This window comes from Pseudomonas ekonensis (genome assembly GCF_019145435.1).
Taxonomy (GTDB): domain Bacteria; phylum Pseudomonadota; class Gammaproteobacteria; order Pseudomonadales; family Pseudomonadaceae; genus Aquipseudomonas; species Aquipseudomonas ekonensis.
On record NZ_JAHSTS010000002.1, the window covers coordinates 144,318 to 160,987 of the forward strand.

16 protein-coding genes are annotated in these 16,670 nt (G+C 63.1%); 7 read left to right on the forward strand and 9 right to left on the reverse strand.

Annotated features, from left to right (window positions below; genetic code table 11):
* Nucleotides 1–20 precede the first annotated feature (20 nt).
* Nucleotides 21–1,304 (forward strand): NAD(P)/FAD-dependent oxidoreductase, encoded by a 1,284-nt coding sequence (locus tag KVG96_RS13580; protein WP_217892606.1) that lies wholly within the window; start codon nt 21–23, stop codon nt 1,302–1,304.
* Nucleotides 1,305–1,415: 111 nt separating this feature from the next.
* On the opposite strand, the gene KVG96_RS13585 is transcribed toward KVG96_RS13580, so the two are convergent.
* Nucleotides 1,416–2,201, reverse strand: a complete 786-nt coding sequence (locus KVG96_RS13585; protein WP_217892607.1) for a DeoR/GlpR family DNA-binding transcription regulator — start codon at nt 2,199–2,201, stop codon at nt 1,416–1,418.
* A 245-nt stretch (nt 2,202–2,446) separates the two neighbouring features.
* Nucleotides 2,447–3,340, reverse strand: coding sequence for a LysR family transcriptional regulator (locus tag KVG96_RS13590; protein ID WP_217892608.1), 894 nt, complete (start codon nt 3,338–3,340; stop codon nt 2,447–2,449).
* 86 nt (nt 3,341–3,426) lie between these two features.
* Between KVG96_RS13590 and KVG96_RS13595 the strand changes: the two genes are divergently transcribed.
* Together KVG96_RS13595 and KVG96_RS13600 are read left to right on the forward strand one after the other, a co-directional pair.
* Entirely contained in the window at nt 3,427–4,203 is a 777-nt protein-coding gene (locus tag KVG96_RS13595) for an NAD(P)H-dependent oxidoreductase (RefSeq protein WP_217892609.1), read from the forward strand.
* Nucleotides 4,204–4,533: 330 nt separating this feature from the next.
* Complete coding sequence (locus KVG96_RS13600) at nt 4,534–5,118, forward strand: hypothetical protein (protein ID WP_217892610.1); 585 nt, start codon at nt 4,534–4,536, stop codon at nt 5,116–5,118.
* A gap of 1 nt (nt 5,119) precedes the next feature.
* Here KVG96_RS13600 and KVG96_RS13605 read toward each other — a convergent pair whose 3' ends face one another.
* The 7 genes from KVG96_RS13605 to KVG96_RS13635 all read right to left on the reverse strand — a co-directional run bounded on the left by KVG96_RS13605 (nt 5,120) and on the right by KVG96_RS13635 (nt 12,250).
* A complete protein-coding gene (locus KVG96_RS13605) occupies nt 5,120–5,539 on the reverse strand; it encodes an HD domain-containing protein (RefSeq protein WP_217892611.1) in 420 nt (139 codons plus the stop codon).
* A 14-nt stretch (nt 5,540–5,553) separates the two neighbouring features.
* A complete protein-coding gene (locus KVG96_RS13610) occupies nt 5,554–5,943 on the reverse strand; it encodes a hypothetical protein (RefSeq protein ID WP_217892612.1) in 390 nt (129 codons plus the stop codon).
* A 158-nt stretch (nt 5,944–6,101) separates the two neighbouring features.
* Nucleotides 6,102–6,860: a hypothetical protein gene (locus tag KVG96_RS13615; protein ID WP_217892613.1), complete on the reverse strand. Its 759-nt coding sequence runs from the start codon at nt 6,858–6,860 to the stop codon at nt 6,102–6,104.
* A gap of 25 nt (nt 6,861–6,885) precedes the next feature.
* Nucleotides 6,886–7,434 (reverse strand): cupin domain-containing protein, encoded by a 549-nt coding sequence (locus tag KVG96_RS13620; protein ID WP_011333561.1) that lies wholly within the window; start codon nt 7,432–7,434, stop codon nt 6,886–6,888.
* A gap of 416 nt (nt 7,435–7,850) precedes the next feature.
* Nucleotides 7,851–9,134, reverse strand: coding sequence for an NAD(P)/FAD-dependent oxidoreductase (locus KVG96_RS13625; RefSeq protein WP_217892614.1), 1,284 nt, complete (start codon nt 9,132–9,134; stop codon nt 7,851–7,853).
* A 56-nt stretch (nt 9,135–9,190) separates the two neighbouring features.
* Complete coding sequence (locus tag KVG96_RS13630) at nt 9,191–10,681, reverse strand: aldehyde dehydrogenase (protein WP_217892615.1); 1,491 nt, start codon at nt 10,679–10,681, stop codon at nt 9,191–9,193.
* Between the two features lie 192 nt (nt 10,682–10,873).
* On the reverse strand, nt 10,874–12,250 hold the full coding sequence (locus KVG96_RS13635; RefSeq protein WP_217892616.1) for a glutamine synthetase family protein: 1,377 nt from the start codon (nt 12,248–12,250) through the stop codon (nt 10,874–10,876).
* Between the two features lie 282 nt (nt 12,251–12,532).
* On the opposite strand from KVG96_RS13635, the gene KVG96_RS13640 reads away from it, so the two are divergent.
* From KVG96_RS13640 to KVG96_RS13655, 4 genes are all read left to right on the forward strand, one after another.
* Nucleotides 12,533–13,294, forward strand: a complete 762-nt coding sequence (locus tag KVG96_RS13640) for a gamma-glutamyl-gamma-aminobutyrate hydrolase family protein (protein ID WP_217892617.1) — start codon at nt 12,533–12,535, stop codon at nt 13,292–13,294.
* A 370-nt stretch (nt 13,295–13,664) separates the two neighbouring features.
* On the forward strand, nt 13,665–14,807 hold the full coding sequence (locus tag KVG96_RS13645; protein WP_085583328.1) for an ABC transporter ATP-binding protein: 1,143 nt from the start codon (nt 13,665–13,667) through the stop codon (nt 14,805–14,807).
* Nucleotides 14,808–14,836: 29 nt separating this feature from the next.
* Nucleotides 14,837–15,718 (forward strand): ABC transporter permease subunit, encoded by an 882-nt coding sequence (locus KVG96_RS13650; RefSeq protein WP_217894225.1) that lies wholly within the window; start codon nt 14,837–14,839, stop codon nt 15,716–15,718.
* A complete protein-coding gene (locus KVG96_RS13655; RefSeq protein WP_217892618.1) occupies nt 15,715–16,593 on the forward strand; it encodes an ABC transporter permease subunit in 879 nt (292 codons plus the stop codon). Before KVG96_RS13650 ends, KVG96_RS13655 begins: the two co-directional genes overlap by 4 nt.
* Nucleotides 16,594–16,670 lie beyond the last annotated feature (77 nt).

Genomic DNA, 16,670 nt, shown 5'->3' on the forward strand with positions numbered 1-16,670 from the left:
AATTCCGTGTGGACACTGACATGACCGAACGCTGCAACTCCTACTACACCGCCACCCTCGACCGCGACACCGACTACCCCACTCTGCAAGGGCGGCACAGCGTCGACGTGGTCATCATCGGCGGCGGCTTCACCGGCGTCGCCACCGCCGTGGAACTGGCCGAAAAGGGCCTGAAAGTCGCCATCGTCGAAAGCCACAAGATCGGCTGGGGCGCCACCGGGCGCAACGGCGGCCAGGTCACCGGCAGCCTCTCCGGCGACGGCGCGATGCGCAAACAGATGCGCCGCACCCTGGGCGACGACGTGGACGACTTCATCTGGCACCTGCGCTGGCGCGGGCACGAGATCATCAAGGACCGGGTGGAGAAATACGCCATCGCCTGCGACCTCAAGCACGGCCACCTGCACGCCGCCTACAAGCCGACCCACCTGGACGGCTTGCGCAGCGACTACGAAGAGGCCGTGCGCCGGGGCATGGGCGACGACGTCAGCCTGCTCGACCGCAGCCAGGTGCGCGACCTGCTGCAAAGCGACCTCTACCACGGCGCCATCAAGAACACCCGCAACCTGCACCTGCACCCGCTCAACCTGTGCATCGGCGAGGCGCGGGCGGCGGAAAGCCTGGGCGCGCTGATTTTCGAGAACAGCGAAGTGCTGGAGATCCTCCACGGCGACAGGCCCGGCGTCAGGACCGCCCACGGCCAGATCGACGCCAGCCAGGTGCTGCTGGCCGGCGACGTCTACCACAAGCTCGAACCGGGGCAGCTCAAGGGCAAGATCTTCCCGGCCATGGGCGGCATCGTCACCACCGAGCCATTGGGCGACCTGGCCCGGCAGATCAACCCCGAGGACCTGGCGGTGTACGACTGCCGCTTCGTCCTCGACTACTACCGCCTCACCGCCGACGGCCGCCTGCTGTTCGGCGGCGGCGCCAACTACAGCGGCAAGGACTCGCGGGACATCGCCGGCGAACTGCGCCCGTGCATCGAACAGACCTTCCCCGCGCTCAAGGGCGTGAGGATCGACTACCAGTGGAGCTGCGCGATGGGCATCGTCATCAACCGCATCCCGCAGCTGGGCAAGCTCTCGGACAACGTCTGGTATTGCCAGGGCTACTCCGGCCACGGCATCGCGACCACGCACATCATGGGCGAGATCATGGGCCGGGCGATCACCGGGCAGATGGCGCAGTTCGACACGTTCGCCGCCTGCTCGCACATTCGCGTGCCGATGGGGGATCTGCTGGGCAATCCGATGCTGGCGGCGGGGATGTGGTACTACCAGATGCTGGAAAAACTGCGCTGACCCCATAGGCCCTATCGCCAGCAGGCTGGCTCCTACAGTGGATGTGCGGCGAACACAAAACCTGCAGGAGCCAGCCTGCTGGCGATGGGGCCCTCCCTGCGCCGCGACACCTCAGTCAGGCAACTGCTCCACCGCAATCCCCAACCGCCGGTAATCCTCGATGCTGCCCGACGCCACATGCCGCTCGGTGATCAATGTGTGCAGCCGCTCGCACGGCGCCACCACGAACGGCTCCACCGCACCGAGCTTGTCCGCCGTGGTCACGGCGATCACCTGCGCCGCGCTGTCGAGCAACGCTTGCTTCACCGGCACCTCATCAAAGTGCAGCGAGGTGATCCCCACCTGCGGATGAATCGCGCACACCCCGGTGAACGCCAGGTCCGCCTTGATCGAAGCGATCAGGCGCAACGCCTCCTGGCCGCCGGCGGACAAGGTCTTCGGGTTGAGCTGCCCGCCCGCCAGAATCACCTTCACCCCTTTGTATTCGGACAACGCGACCGCCGTCATCGGCGCAGCGGTCACGGCGGTGATGCAGATGTCCGCCGGCAGCGAACGCGCCACCTGCAGGGTGGTCGAGCCGGAATCGAACATGACGATTTGCCCGTCGCGCACCTTCTGCGCGGCGTATTTGGCCAGCCGGATCTTCACCTCGTCGATCTCGTCCAGGCGGGTGAGGAAATCCTTGCCGGTGTCCTTCGGCCGGGGCAGCGCCCCGCCGTGCACCCGCTGCACCAGCCCGGCGCTGTCGAGCTCGGCGAGGTCGCGGCGGATGGTGTCTTCGGACACCGCAAAGTGCTGGCTCAACTCGGAAGCCATGACCTTGCCGTCACGTTCGAGGATCAAGAGGATTTTCTGGCGGCGCAGGGACGGGAGTTCGGCGGCGGAATGGTCGTGCATGGTTTTGCCTGTTTATGCTTGTCGTTGCAGGTTTAGTAAGCGTAAACAAATTATCCGGCAAAAACAAACCGCGTTATCAATCACTTCGATCATTGGAATCACGCATTCGAATTTTTTCTTTTGCGCGGCCCTAGGCACAATGGCGCCGTCAAAAAACGCTTAGGATTAGCCCGCCATGAACCTCAATTTCGCTTTCGCCTGCATGATCGTCGTGTCGTTCGCCATCGCCCTCGGCCACGCGTGATTCAGACGGACGCCGCCAGGTGCTCGCGCAACCACTTGTGCGCCGGGTCGCGGTGCGAGCGCTCGGCCCAGAGCATCGCCATCTCGTAGCCCGGCACCGCCAGCGGCGGCTCGACCGCTTGCAGGGTTGAGCTGTCGCGGACCAGCCGCGACGGCAGCATCGCCACCAGATCGGTGCTCGCCAGCACCGATTTGAGCACCAGGAAGTGCGGCACCGACAGCACCACGTTCCTCGACAGCCCCGCCTCTGCCAACGCCTTGTCCGTCACCCCGAAAAAGCCCCCGCCCTCCGGCGACACCAGCACGTGCTCCAACGCGCAGAAACGCTCGCGGGTCAGTTCGCCCTGCAGACCAGGATGGCCGACGCGGCCGGCCAGCACGTAGCGCTCGGAGAACAGCGCCCGGCGGTGCAGGTCCAGCGGCGCGTCTTCGCTGGTGTGCAGCGCCAGGTCGATCACGCCCTGCTCCGCCTGCTTGACCAGACGCTGCGGCGACAGGTCCAGCACCGCCAGCCGCGTGCCCGGCGCCTGGGCGCGCAGGCCGCCCAGCGCCGGCAGCAGCACGGTCGATTCGCCGTAGTCCGACGCCGCGACTTTCCAGGTGTTGTGCGCCTGCGCCGGTTCGAACGGGCTGGCCGGCGCCACCGCCCTCTCCAACGCCTCCAGCGCCTCGCGCAACGGTTCGCGCAGCTCGTCGGCCCGTGCCGTCGGGCGCATACCCCGTGGCCCCGGCAGCAGCAACGGGTCGCCGAAGATCTCGCGCAGTTTGGCCAGGTGCACGCTCACCGAAGGCTGCGACAGGTTCAGCCGCTCGGCGGCGCGGGTGACGTTGTGCTCCGACAACAGCACGTCGAGGGTCAGCAGCAGGTTGATATCCAGCCGTCTCAAATTATTCACTGCTATACCTGATATGTCAGAGATTCATTTCCACTATACCGGCTGGATGCCGATCCTGCTTTCACCCAATCAAGGAGCTTTTCCCCATGAATGTGCTGATGGTCTACGCCCACCCCGAACCGCAATCGCTCAACGGCGCCCTCAAGGACTTCACCGTCCGCCACCTGGAAGCCGCCGGCCACACCGTGCAGGTGTCTGACCTCTACGCGATGAACTGGAAGGCCGCGATCGACGGCGACGACAGCCCCGGACGCGACCGCAGCGCGCCGTTCGATCCGTCGCGCGACTCCAAGCGCGCCTACCGGGACGGCACCCAAGCGGCCGACATCGCCCGCGAGCAGGAAAAGCTGCTGTGGGCCGACACCCTGATCCTGCAGTTCCCGCTGTGGTGGTTCTCGATGCCGGCGATCCTCAAGGGCTGGGTCGAACGGGTCTACGCCTGCGGCTTTGCCTACGGCGTGGGCGAACACTCCGAGAGCCGCTGGGGCGAGCGCTACGGCGAAGGCAACCTGAAAGGCAAGCGGGCGATGCTGGTGGTGACGGCGGGCGGCTGGGACTCGCACTACGGCCCGCGCGGCATCAACGGGCCAATCGATGACCTGCTGTTCCCGATCCAGCACGGGGTGCTGTACTACCCGGGCTTCGATGTGCTGCCGCCGTTCGTGGTGTACCGCACCGGGCGGATGGACGAGGCACGGTTTGCCCGCACCTGCGACGAACTGGGCTCACGGCTGGATGAACTGTGGAGCGCCCGGCCGATTGCGTTCCGGCAGCAGAACGGCGGGGATTACGAGATTCCTTCGTTGACGCTCAAAGAGGAGGTGGCGCCGCAGCTTACGGGGTTTGCCGCGCACCTGCGCTGATCGCTGAAACCGCCCTGAGGCTGACTGTTTTCAATCAGCCTCAGGGGCAAAGAACCTGATCACAGACTCCCTTTCCTGCTCATTGAGCAATATGATCCGTGCACAGTTCCAGCAGGTGAGCAGCGTGTCGGATTCGGAGAACAGCCTGTCGACCAATTGATTGGCCGACAGCCCGTTGCCGTCCGGCAAGTCCAGAGTGTTTTATGAAGCAACAAAGGAAACGCCCGTTCCGCAAAACCAGTTCTTATGAACGGGCGCGTCACATTTGCATCGGATCCATGAGCCCACGACAGCCTCCTCAACAAGAATTCAAACCCCGTAGAGATCGCTATGCGCCAACCCGTTAGAAACCTGACGATTGAAAACATCGATTCCATTACGCAGGCGTTCACTCAAGAACTGGCGACAATCGGCGGGTCGATTGTCGGAAAATCCGGAATCCCCCTCATGCTTGCCTTGAAGCGCGACCGATTGGGCCATGGCCCCTATCCAGACGTATCTTTGTTCGAGGCGGCCAACCGGATCATGTCGGATCTGGTGATCCTTCATGGCATCGCAGCCCTGCTCAAGAACAAACATTTTCCTTTCGACGAGTACATCGTCGAGTTCGGCAACGAGAACAGGAGAGCCTTTGACATTCAAGCCTTTTCCCCCATCGGCAGCCTCGCAGGAGAAGCCTTTAACGCTGCGCCCTCCTATTTCAACAATAAGAAAAACTCTGCACTCAAAAAACTACAAACCAAGGCAGCCAATGAACACTACAGAATCATCATGTTCAACGCAGAGGCCCCAGGAAAGACGATAACGCCGGATGTGGGTGGCGCGTTTCAAATCGCCGTCGATATCGCCACCGGAACGGTAGACATCACACCACCCACCGCCGGGTTGATGGATCGCGTTACAGAACAATCTTGAACTAGCGCAACCGGCCGATCGCCCGCCGATACTTCTCGATCCGCTCCAGATCCTCCCAACCCGGCGAGGCGATCCGCGACAGGTCGCTGTTCTCCTCCAGGTCCGCCAGCTTCACCGCCCGCCCGATGGGGTTCAGGGCCACCCGTTCGATGAAGTCCTCATAGGATTCGCCCGGCACCTTGGTCACCGATTCGATGGCCGTCAGCACCGCTTCGCTGAACCCTTCCTTGCGCAAATCGTCGAGGCTGACATCGCAGTCCTCGACCACATCGTGCAGCACGGCGACGATGCGTTCCTCCAGGCCGCTCATGCGCAACATGACCTTCAGCGGATGCAGAATGTACGGCGCCCCGCCCTTGTCCACCTGCCCCGCATGGGCCGTGGCGGCGATGGCGATGGCGCGCTCCAGCGTTTGAGTCATGGGATGTCCTCGGTTCAGACGCCGTACCGGCCGCCGACGTGGATGTTGCGTTTGAGCCAACTGCCGATGGCCTTCAACCGCCCCGCCGGTTTTGCCGGCTCGGCATAGCGCTGGAGGATCAACGAAACCAGGGCGGCCTGATCCGCCATCGGCTGCGCATCGATCAACTCGGCCACCCACGGGCAGCCGGCTTTCTTGAGATGCTCGCGCCACTCGCCGGGCCAGTCGTCCAGTTCATCCAGCGCCAACCACCGCACCCCGCCCTGCTCCGCATGCCCGCCGCCGATGGATTGCTCGAAACAGAACGGCGTGCCCGGGCGGGACAGGTCGAGGCTGAAAATATAGACGTCCTGGGTGAGGTGCTGCGTGGTGGGGGCGTTGTTGCGGCTGCCGATAGTGATCATGGGAGGTTCCGTCCTTGGGCGATGCGTTGCAGATGGGGTGCAGTCTACGGCGCAACAACAGCGGACGAAACTATTGGCGATGCCGAACGGCAGGCAGAAGACGGATGATCCCGAAGATCAAAGCCTGAAAAGTCCCGTAGGAAATCACCCTATGTGGCTTACGAATTGACCGTTGGCTTGATTTTTTTCCGTGCCTTCTTGGCTGCTCGCAAGCAAAACATCTTCTGGGCGAGTTCGATGTTGCCCGAACAATACATTTTCTTCGCGATGTCATTCTTGAGCTTGTAGAGCTTCAAGTGACCGACATCCCCCTGAATCAATAGATCGAGCGCTGGCTTGACCTCTGAAAAGTGGATCGCCGCATATTTCTTCCTAAGCGAACTCAACTGGATGGTGTTCTGTTCGATGGCCCAGGTCGGCACAACAAAGAACTCCCAGTTGTTCAGATCGCGAATATCCCGGGTTTCCTGCTCATCGTCCTTGAAATGCGCAAGGATAAAAAAATCAGACCAGCGGCGATATATCTCGATAGCCTTTCCATACGGCTTTGAAATGTAGTTGTTCCACACATACCCTTGGCGGGGCTCAAGATCGAACTGTACGTTCTTGCTGCCGCTGGAAGTGGACTTGACCTCGATCCCCCAGCCATATCGGGTGCTGTGGCAATGGGCCTGAAAGTCTGCGGAAAAGTCCGGAACACCCCTGCCGTAAGTCAGATCCACCACGTCCCAGTCCTTACGGGTCTTGTAATGTTCTGCGAGGGTGCGATCCGAGCAAAGCGCCAGGTAGACCAGGTATTCCGCGAGATTGCCGCGGGTGGTGGGTGCCTTCAGGTCGGCATAGCACCACTGCCATGCATCCAGCAGTGTCGCGCTGGCGATGCGCGTGTTGGAAAAGGGCGAATGCAGCTCAAGCATTGGGCTTTTCACTCTCCCTTAAACATCAGAAATTCGCCGGCGTGTTCGCACTAATAATCTCCGCCTCATCCGCCCCAATGTTCCGGAACTTGTGCGGCAGCGTGGTCGGAAAGTAATACCCGTCCCCCGCGCTCAGCACGCTTACCTGCCCGTCCACCGTCAGTTCCACGGTGCCGCGGGTCACCAATCCGCACTCTTCGCCTTCGGCGTGCACGATCGGCTCTTCGCCGGAGCTGGCGCCGGGCGCGTACTGCTCGCGCAGCAGGCGCATCTGGCGGCTGGGGACGGAGGCGCCGATCAGCAGCAGGCGCAGGCCGTGGCGGCCGAGGTCGGGCTGTTCGTTGGCACGGAAGACGTATTGGTGTTCGCGCGGGGGCTGGTCGAAGGTGAAGAAGTCGGCCAGGGACATCGGTATGCCTTCGAGCAGCTTTTTCAGCGAGCTGACGGAAGGGCTGACGCGATTCTGTTCGATCAGGGAAATGGTGGCATTGGTCACGCCGCTACGCCGGGCCAGCTCGCGCTGGGAGAGTTTGTAGCTTTCGCGTACTAGTTTGAGTCGAGAACCCGTATCCATGACAGCCTTATGTTGAGGTACTTAAGGGCAATGGGGGTGGGTGGCGGGTGACGCGCCGGGGGCGCGGATCACGTTGCTCCCGTGTCCCGGAACCGTGAAAGGCGGCTATTAAATCACGTTTGGTGGTGTTGCTCAGCAGGTTCGATGGACGGTGGGTGAAATGAGCCTGCCGGGGGTGAATCCGAAGTAAATGCAGGGCCTGTGGGAGCTGGCTTGCCAGCGATTTGGCGGCACTTTCAACATCATTTTTGCTGATAAGCCAGCTCCCACAGTGGGTCGGGGGGTGTCAGATGGGATTCGGCTGACCGCGACCTTTGTAGGAGCGAGCCTGCTCGCGATGGCGGTGGTTCAGCCAGTCACCTGTTTGAATGGGCTGACGTCATCGCGAGCAGGCTCGCTCCTACAAAATCACGGTTTCAGATGCCGAAGCGGTCGCGCAGCGAGTAGTACGCGGCGCCCATGGCGGTGAGCGGGGCCTGGAAGGTGCGGCCGCCGAACATCGGCATGTGCGGCAGGGAGGCGAAGGCGTCGAAGCGTTCGGCGTCGCCGCGGATCATTTCCGAGATCAGCTTGCCGGCCAGGTGCGAGCAAGTGACGCCGTGGCCGCTGTAGCCCTGCATGTAATAGGCATTCTTCTCGATGCGGCCGAACTGCGGCATGCGCGACATGGTCAGCAGGAAGTTGCCGGTCCAGCGGTAGTCGATCTTCACGTCCTTGAGCTGCGGGAAGGTCTTGAGGATCTTCGGGCGGATCAGGGTTTCGATGTCGTCCGGCTCGCGGGCGCCGTAGACCACGCCGCCGCCGTAGAGCAACCGGTTGTCGGCGGTGAGCCGGTAGTAGTCGAGCAGATAGTTGCAGTCCTCGACGCAGTAGTTGTTGGTGATCAGGCTGCGGGCCTGCTTCTCGGTCAACGGTTCGGTGACGCAGATCTGCGAGCCGCACGGCATGCTCTTGGCCGTCACACGGTTGTCCAGGCCCTGCGGCAGGTAGGCGTTGCCGGCGATCAGCAGGTACTTGGCGCGCACCTGGCCCTTGGCGGTGCGCACGGTGTTCGGTTCGCCGTAGCGGATTTCCACGGCGGCGGACTGCTCGTAGATCTTGCCGCCCAGGCGCACGATGGCCGCGGCTTCGCCGAGGGCCAGGTTCAGCGGGTGGATGTGGCCGCCCTGCATGTCCAGCAGGCCGCCGACGTAGGCGTCGGAGCCGACCTCACGGCGGATGTCCGCCGCGTCCAGCAGCTTCAGGTTGCGGTTGCCATAGCGCTCCCAACTGCGCTTCTGCTCGGCGAGGCCCTTGAGCTGCTTCTTGTTCATCGCCGCGAAGATGCCGCCGGGGCGGTAGTCGCACTGGATGTCGTATTGCTTGATGCGCGAACGGATGATGTCGGCGCCTTCGAAGATCATGCTGCCGAGGATCTCGGCGGTCTTGTCGCCGTAGCGCGCCTCGATCACATCGACGTCGCGGCTGTAGGAGTTGACCAGCTGCCCGCCGTTGCGGCCGCTGGCGCCGTAGCCGACTTTCGCCGCTTCCAGCACCGTCACTTTGTAGCCGGCCTCGGTCAGGAACAGCGCCGAGGACAGGCCGGTGTAGCCGGCGCCGATGATGCAGACATCGCAGTCCACCGCTTCTTCCAGGGTCGGGAAGTCGATGGTTTCGTTGCGGGTGGCCGCGTAGTAGCTGTTGACGTGTTGCTGTTTCATTTTCTTGTTCTCCGAGGGCCGCCGGCACGTGCCGGCGGCCGCCGCTGCAAAATAGGTCAGAGCTTGATCCAGGTCGCTTTCAGCTCGGTGTACTTGTCGAAGGCATGCAGCGACTTGTCGCGGCCGTTGCCCGACTGCTTGAAGCCGCCGAACGGCGCGGTCATGTCGCCGCCGTCGTACTGGTTGACCCACACGCTGCCGGCGCGCAGGCCGCGGGCGAAGGTGTGGGCCTTGCTCAGGTTGCTCGTCCAGACCCCGGCGGCGAGGCCGAAGATGCTGTCGTTGGCGATCTGCAGCGCCTCTTCGACGGTGTCGAAGGTGATCAGCGACAGCACCGGGCCGAAGATCTCTTCGCGGGCGATGGTCATGGCGTTGGTCACGCCGTCGAAGATCGCCGGCTGCACGTACAGGCCGCCGGTCTCTTCGAGGGTGCGCTGGCCGCCGGCGATCAGCTCGGCGCCCTGCTCCCGGCCGATGCCGATGTAGCGCAGGACGTTGTCCAGCTGACGCTGATCGACCACCGCGCCGACGGTGGTGGCCGGGTCGAGGGCGTGGCCGGGTTTCCACGCTTGCAGCGCTTCCACCAGCAGCGGGATGAATTGCTCACGGATCGAACGCTCCACCAGCAGGCGCGAGCCGGCGGTGCAGACCTCACCCTGGTTGAACGCAATGGCGCCCGCCGCCGCTTGTGCGGCTGCGCGCAGGTCCGGCGCATCGGCGAACACCACGTTCGGGCTCTTGCCGCCGGCTTCGAGCCACACGCGTTTCATGTTGCTTTGGCCGGCGTAGATCATCAGTTGCTTGGCGATGGCCGTGGAACCGGTGAAGGCCAGCACGTCGACGTCCATGTGCAGCGCCAGCGCCTTGCCGACGGTGTGGCCGAAGCCCGGCAGGACGTTGAACACGCCCTTGGGAATGCCGGCGTCCAACGCCAGTTGCGCGATGCGGATCGCGGTCAGCGGAGACTTCTCCGACGGCTTGAGGATGAACGAGTTGCCGGCGGCCAGGGCCGGGGCGAACTTCCAGCTGGCCATGATCAGCGGGAAGTTCCACGGCACGATGGCCGCGACCACGCCGGACGGCTCGCGGGTCACCAGGCCCAATTGGTCGTGGGGCGTGGCGGCGACTTCGTCGTAGATTTTGTCGATGGCCTCGGCGCTCCAGCGGATCGCGTTGGCCGTCGCCGGTACGTCGATGCTCATCGAGTCGCTGATCGGCTTGCCCATGTCGAGGGTTTCCAGCAGCGCCAGTTCTTGCTGGTGCTCAAGGATCAGATCGGCGAAACGGATCAGGATGCGCTTGCGTTCGGCCGGGGCCTTGTTGGCCCAGACGCCGGAGTTGAAGGTCTGACGGGCGACGTCAACGGCCAGGTTGGCGTCGGCCTCGTCGGTGCTGGCCACGGACGCCAGGAAACGGCCGTCGACCGGGCTCAGGCATTCGAACGTGGCGCCGCCGATGGCCGGGCGGTATTCGCCGTTGATGAAGGCGCGGCCTTCGAGGGTCAGGGACTGGAAACGCTGTTCCCAGTCGTTGCGGGTCATGGTCATGGCTGTGGCTCACACAGGAAATGGGGTCACCGATGTCCCTGTGGGAGCGGGCTTGCCCGCGAAGGCGGCGGACCGGTCACCCTCAGTGTCGAAGGTGACGGCCTCTTCGCGGGCAAGCCCGCTCCCACAGGGAATGGCGTGTTATTTCGGACTTGTGGTTTGCGCCGGTCACTGTGGATCCGGCGGTGGTCTTCAGACCGTGTGCAGGTACCAGTTGTACTCAAGGTCGGAGATCGAGTTCTCGAATTCGGCCAGTTCGCTTTCCTTGCACGCGACGAACACGTCGATGTACATCGGGTCGATGTACCGGGCCATGACTTCGCTGTCGTCCAGCACCCGCAACGCGTCGCGCAGGTTGTTCGGCAGGCTCTGTTCGTTCTGCTCGTAGCTGTTGCCTTCGGTCGGCGCCGGCGGCTCGATCTGGTTGGTCAGGCCGTGGTGCACGCCCGCCAGCACCGAGGCCATCAGCAGGTACGGGTTGGCGTCGGCACCGGCCACGCGGTGCTCGATGCGCACGGCGTCCGGCGAGCCGGTCGGCACGCGCACGGCCACGGTGCGGTTGTCGATGCCCCAGCTCGGCGAGTTCGGCACGTAGAACTGCGCGCCGAAGCGGCGGTACGAGTTGACGTTCGGGCAGAGGAAAGCCATCTGCGCGGGCAGGGTCTCCAGCACACCGCCGATCGCGTGGCGCAGCGCGGCGTTCTGCTCGGGATCCTCGCTGGCGAAGATGTTGTTGCCTTCTTTGTCCAGGATCGAAATGTGCACGTGCAGACCGTTGCCCGCCTGGCCCGGATACGGCTTGGCCATGAAGGTGGTGTCCATCTCGTGGTCGTAGGCGATGTTCTTCACCAGACGCTTGAGCAGGATCGCGTATTCGCACGCCTTGATCGGGTCGGACACGTGGTGCAGGTTGACTTCGAACTGCGCCGGGGCGCTTTCCTTGACGATGGCGTCGGCGGGGATGCCCTGCTCTTTCGCGCCTTCGAGGATGTCTTGCAGGCAGTCGACGTATTCGTCCAGGTCGTCGATCAGGTAGACCTGGGTCGACACCGGGCGCTTGCCCGACACCGGCGAGCGTGGCGACTGCGGACGGCCGTTCACGTTGTCCTGGTCGATCAGGTAGAACTCAAGCTCGAACGCGGCGCAGATGGTCAGGCCCAGCTCGTCGAACTTGCGCACCACGTTGGCCAGCACTTCGCGCGGGTCGGCGAAGAACGGCTCGCCTTCGAGTTCATGCATGGTCATCAGCAGTTGGGCGGTCGGACGCTTCTGCCAAGGCTCGATGCTGAGGGTGCCGGGGATCGGGTAGCAGATGCGGTCCGCGTCGCCGATGTCCAGGCCAAGGCCGGTGCTTTCGACGGTGGAACCGTTGATGTCGAGGGCAAAGAGCGAGGCCGGCAGGTTGATGCCTTTCTCGTAGACCTTGTGAAGACTGGTGCGCTCGATGCGCTTGCCGCGCACCACACCGTTCATGTCTGCAATCAGAAGGTCGACGTACAAAACCTCAGGATGTTTCTTAAGGAATGCGTTTGCTTCGTTGAGTTGAACGGCACGCAGAGGGACCGACATGATGCACCTATTTAGCTGTTAATTATTATGTTCACTGCTGTTTCGCGGAGCCAGTCAACCCGAACGGCAAAGTGAAGTCAATAGCGAACGCAGGGCCGTTCAGCGTTTATTTTTCGGGCTTTTTTTAACATCCTCATGCCGAAGCAGACGCCAGAGCGGCGGAAATCCTGAAGATTGGATGAACGGCGTTTAGAATTTTTTACATGGCAGTTGTTAATTAAAATAAACGCGGCTAAGCTCCGGAAAAGCTCGTTCAAGTGTCAAACTTCGAGGTGAATAAAAATGGCATTCAAGCCATTGATCGGCGTTACTGCGTGCGTCAAACAGATCGGCCTGCACCCCTACCACATCAGCGGCGACAAGTACGTGCGTGCTGTCAGCGTCGCGGCGCAGGGGCTGCCGGTGGTCATTCCTTCCCTGGGTGAACTGACGGAAACCGGCGACCTGCTCGGTCAGCTCGACGGCCTGCTGCTCACCGGCTCGCCCTCCAACGTGGAGCCCTTCCACTACCAGGGCCCTGCCAGCGCCCCCGGCACGGATCACGACCCGGCGCGGGACGCCACCACCCTTCCCCTCTTGCGTGCGGCCATTGCGGCGGGCGTTCCGGTGCTCGGCATCTGCCGCGGCTTCCAGGAAATGAACGTGGCCTTCGGCGGCAGCCTGCACCAGAAGGTGCATGAGCTGCCGGGCATGCTCGACCACCGCGAAGCCGACAGCCCGGACGTCGCCGTGCAGTACGCCCCGGCCCATGCCGTGACGGTGCTGGCCGGCGGTGTGTTCGAGGCGCTGGAGCTGCCGGGCGAGTTTCAGGTCAACTCCATCCACAGCCAGGGCATCGACCGCCTCGCCCCCGGCCTGCGCGCCGAAGCGGTGGCGCCGGACGGCCTGATCGAGGCGGTGTCGGTCGAGCACAGCCCGACGTTCGCCGTCGGCGTGCAGTGGCATCCGGAGTGGCAGGTGCTGGACAACCCGCCCTACCTGAAGATTTTCCAGGCGTTCGGCGCGGCGTGCCGGCAACGAGCGGCACGGCGCAATCAGCGCTGACACCCCCGTAGACGCAAAACCCTTTACTGCCCCCACGGGAGCGGCGGCTGTGCGTGTGCACATCCGTCACCTGTGAAAACAACGAAACCGCAATAACAACAAGTACCACCAGGCAGCCAGGACGGCGGCGCCGAACAAGCCGGATCGGCAGGAGTGTCGGCAATCGGATCGATGCAAAACCCTGTGGGAGCCGGCTTGCCAGCGATGAGGCCATCACCCTCGACATTGAGGGTGACTGACCCGCCGCCATCGCAGGCAAGCCAGCTCCCACAGGGGGATGCGATCCGGGAGGAATGACTCCAAACGATCTGCAATCCACTTTTGAGCCAGGCCATTTGGCCCGGCGACTGAAACCTGTTGGGAGTTTCACATGGCAAACGCCTCCAGCACTTACAGGAAGGCCCTTGAAGGTCATCAGCAACCGAAAAAGGTTCTGGTGAAAGTCGATCGCGTCACCAAGAAATTCGACGAGACCACCGCCGTGGACGACGTGTCCCTGGAGATCCATCAGGGCGAGATCTTCGCCCTGCTCGGCGGCTCCGGTTCCGGCAAGTCGACCCTGCTGCGCATGCTCGCCGGTTTCGAGCGTCCCACCGACGGGCGGATCCTGCTCGACGGCGTGGACATCACCGACATGCCGCCTTACGAACGACCGATCAACATGATGTTCCAGTCCTATGCGCTGTTCCCGCACATGACGGTGGCGCAGAACATCGCCTTCGGCCTCAAGCAGGACCGTTTGCCGGCCAGCGAGATCGACGCCCGCGTCGAAGAGATGCTGCGCCTGGTGCACATGACCCAATACGCCAAGCGCAAGCCGCACCAACTGTCCGGCGGCCAGCGCCAGCGCGTGGCCCTGGCCCGTTCGCTGGCCAAGCGCCCGAAGCTGCTGCTGCTCGACGAACCGATGGGCGCGCTGGACAAGAAGCTGCGTTCGCAGATGCAGCTGGAACTGGTGGAAATCATCGAGCGCGTCGGCGTGACCTGCGTGATGGTGACCCACGACCAGGAAGAGGCCATGACCATGGCCGAGCGCATCGCGATCATGCACCTGGGCTGGATCGCCCAGGTCGGCAGCCCGGTGGACATCTATGAGGCGCCGGTCAACCGCATGGTCTGCGAATTCATCGGCAACGTGAACGCCTTCGACGGCACCGTGGTGGAAGACCTCGAAGGCCACGCGATCATTCACAGCCCCGACCTTGCGCAGAAGATCTACGTCGGCCACGGCGTCAGCACCTCAGTGCAGGACAAGTCGATCACCTACGCGATCCGCCCGGAAAAGATGCTGGTCAGTTCCCTCAAACCCGAAGCCCGCTACAACTGGTCCGAAGGCAAGGTGCACGACATCGCCTACCTGGGCGGCCACTCGGTGTTCTACGTCGAGCTGCCCGGCGGCAAGATCGTCCAGTCGTTCATGGCCAACGCCGAACGCCGCGGCGCACGGCCGACCTGGGACGACAAGGTCTACGTGTGGTGGGAAGACGACAGCGGCGTGGTGCTGCGCTCATGAGCACTCTCAATCAGCGGTTCATGCGGTGGGTGCCCAGCGGACGCAAGTTCGTCATCGGGATTCCTTTCATCTGGCTGTTCCTGTTCTTCATGCTGCCGTTCTTCCTGGTGATGAAGATCAGCTTCTCGGAAGCGGCCCTGTCGATTCCGCCCTACTCGGAGATCTACACCTACGCCGAGCAGAAATTCCAGCTGTTCCTCAACATCGGCAACTACAGCATGCTCGGCGAAGACGAGCTGTACCTGTCGGCCTACCTCGGTTCGCTGAAGGTCGCGCTGCTCAGCACGCTGATGTGCCTGGTGATCGGTTTCCCGATGGCCTACGCGATCACCAAGGCCAGCAAGGAAGCGCAGAACGTGCTGCTGCTGTTGATCATGATGCCGACCTGGACCGCGATCCTGATCCGCGTGTATGCGTGGATGGGCATCCTCAGCAACAACGGCCTGCTCAATGCGTTCCTGATGTGGACGGGGCTGACCGATCACCCGATCGAGATCCTCAACACCAACACGGCGGTCTATATCGGTGTCGTGTATGCATACCTGCCGTTCATGGTGCTGCCGCTGTACGCCAACCTGGTCAAGCACGACGCCAGCCTGCTGGAAGCCGCGCAGGACCTGGGCTCGAGCAACTTCAACAACTTCTGGAAGATCACCGTGCCGCTGGCCAAGAACGGCATCATCGCCGGCTGCATGCTGGTGTTCATCCCGGTGGTGGGCGAGTTCGTCATTCCGGAACTGCTGGGCGGCCCGGAAACCCTGATGATCGGCCGCGTGCTGTGGCAAGAGTTCTTCAATAACCGCGACTGGCCGGTGGCGTCCGCCCTGGCGGTGGTGATGCTGCTGATCCTGATTGTGCCGATCCTGCTGTTCAACCGCAGCCAGGCCAAGGAAATGGAGGGTAAAGAATGAAACGCTTCCGTTTCTCCAGCCTGATGCTGGTGCTGGGCCTGCTGTTCATCTACCTGCCGATGCTGATCCTGGTGATCTACTCGTTCAACGCCTCGAAGCTGGTGACGGTGTGGGGCGGCTGGTCGGTGAAGTGGTACGTCGGCCTGCTCGACAACACCCAACTGATGGGCTCGGTGGTGCGCTCGCTGGAGATCGCCTGCTACACCGCGATCGCCGCCGTGGCGCTGGGTACGCTGGCCGCGTTCGTGCTGACCCGCGTCACCCGCTTCAAGGGCCGCACGCTGTTCGGCGGCCTGGTCACCGCGCCGCTGGTGATGCCCGAGGTGATCACCGGCCTGTCGCTGCTGTTGCTGTTCGTGGCCATGGCGCAACTGATCGGCTGGCCCCAGGAGCGCGGCATCGTCACCATCTGGATCGCCCACACCACGTTCTGCGCGGCCTATGTGGCGGTGGTGGTGTCGGCGCGCCTGCGCGAGCTGGATCTGTCGATCGAAGAGGCTGCGATGGATCTTGGCGCCAAGCCGTTCAAGGTGTTCTTCCTGATCACCATCCCGATGATCGCGCCGTCGCTGGCGGCGGGCGGCATGATGTCGTTCGCCCTGTCGCTGGACGACCTGGTGCTGGCCAGCTTCGTGTCCGGCCCCGGCTCGACCACGTTGCCGATGGAAGTGTTCTCGGCGGTGCGCCTGGGCGTGAAGCCTGAGATCAACGCCGTGGCCAGCCTGATCCTGCTGGCGGTGTCGCTGGTGACCTTCCTGGTCTGGTACTTCGGCCGCAAGGCGGAAGCCAACCGCAAGCGCGCGATCCAGGAAGCCATGGACCAGACGGCCAACGAGTCGTGGCAACAGCCGCAGCGCGCGGCGGCCACGGCCTGAAGAAAGTGGCGAGGGCAGTTGCGCCCTCGCCACAGATTCACCGAATTCCCGCAGTATGTTTTTGAACAAGAAAAATG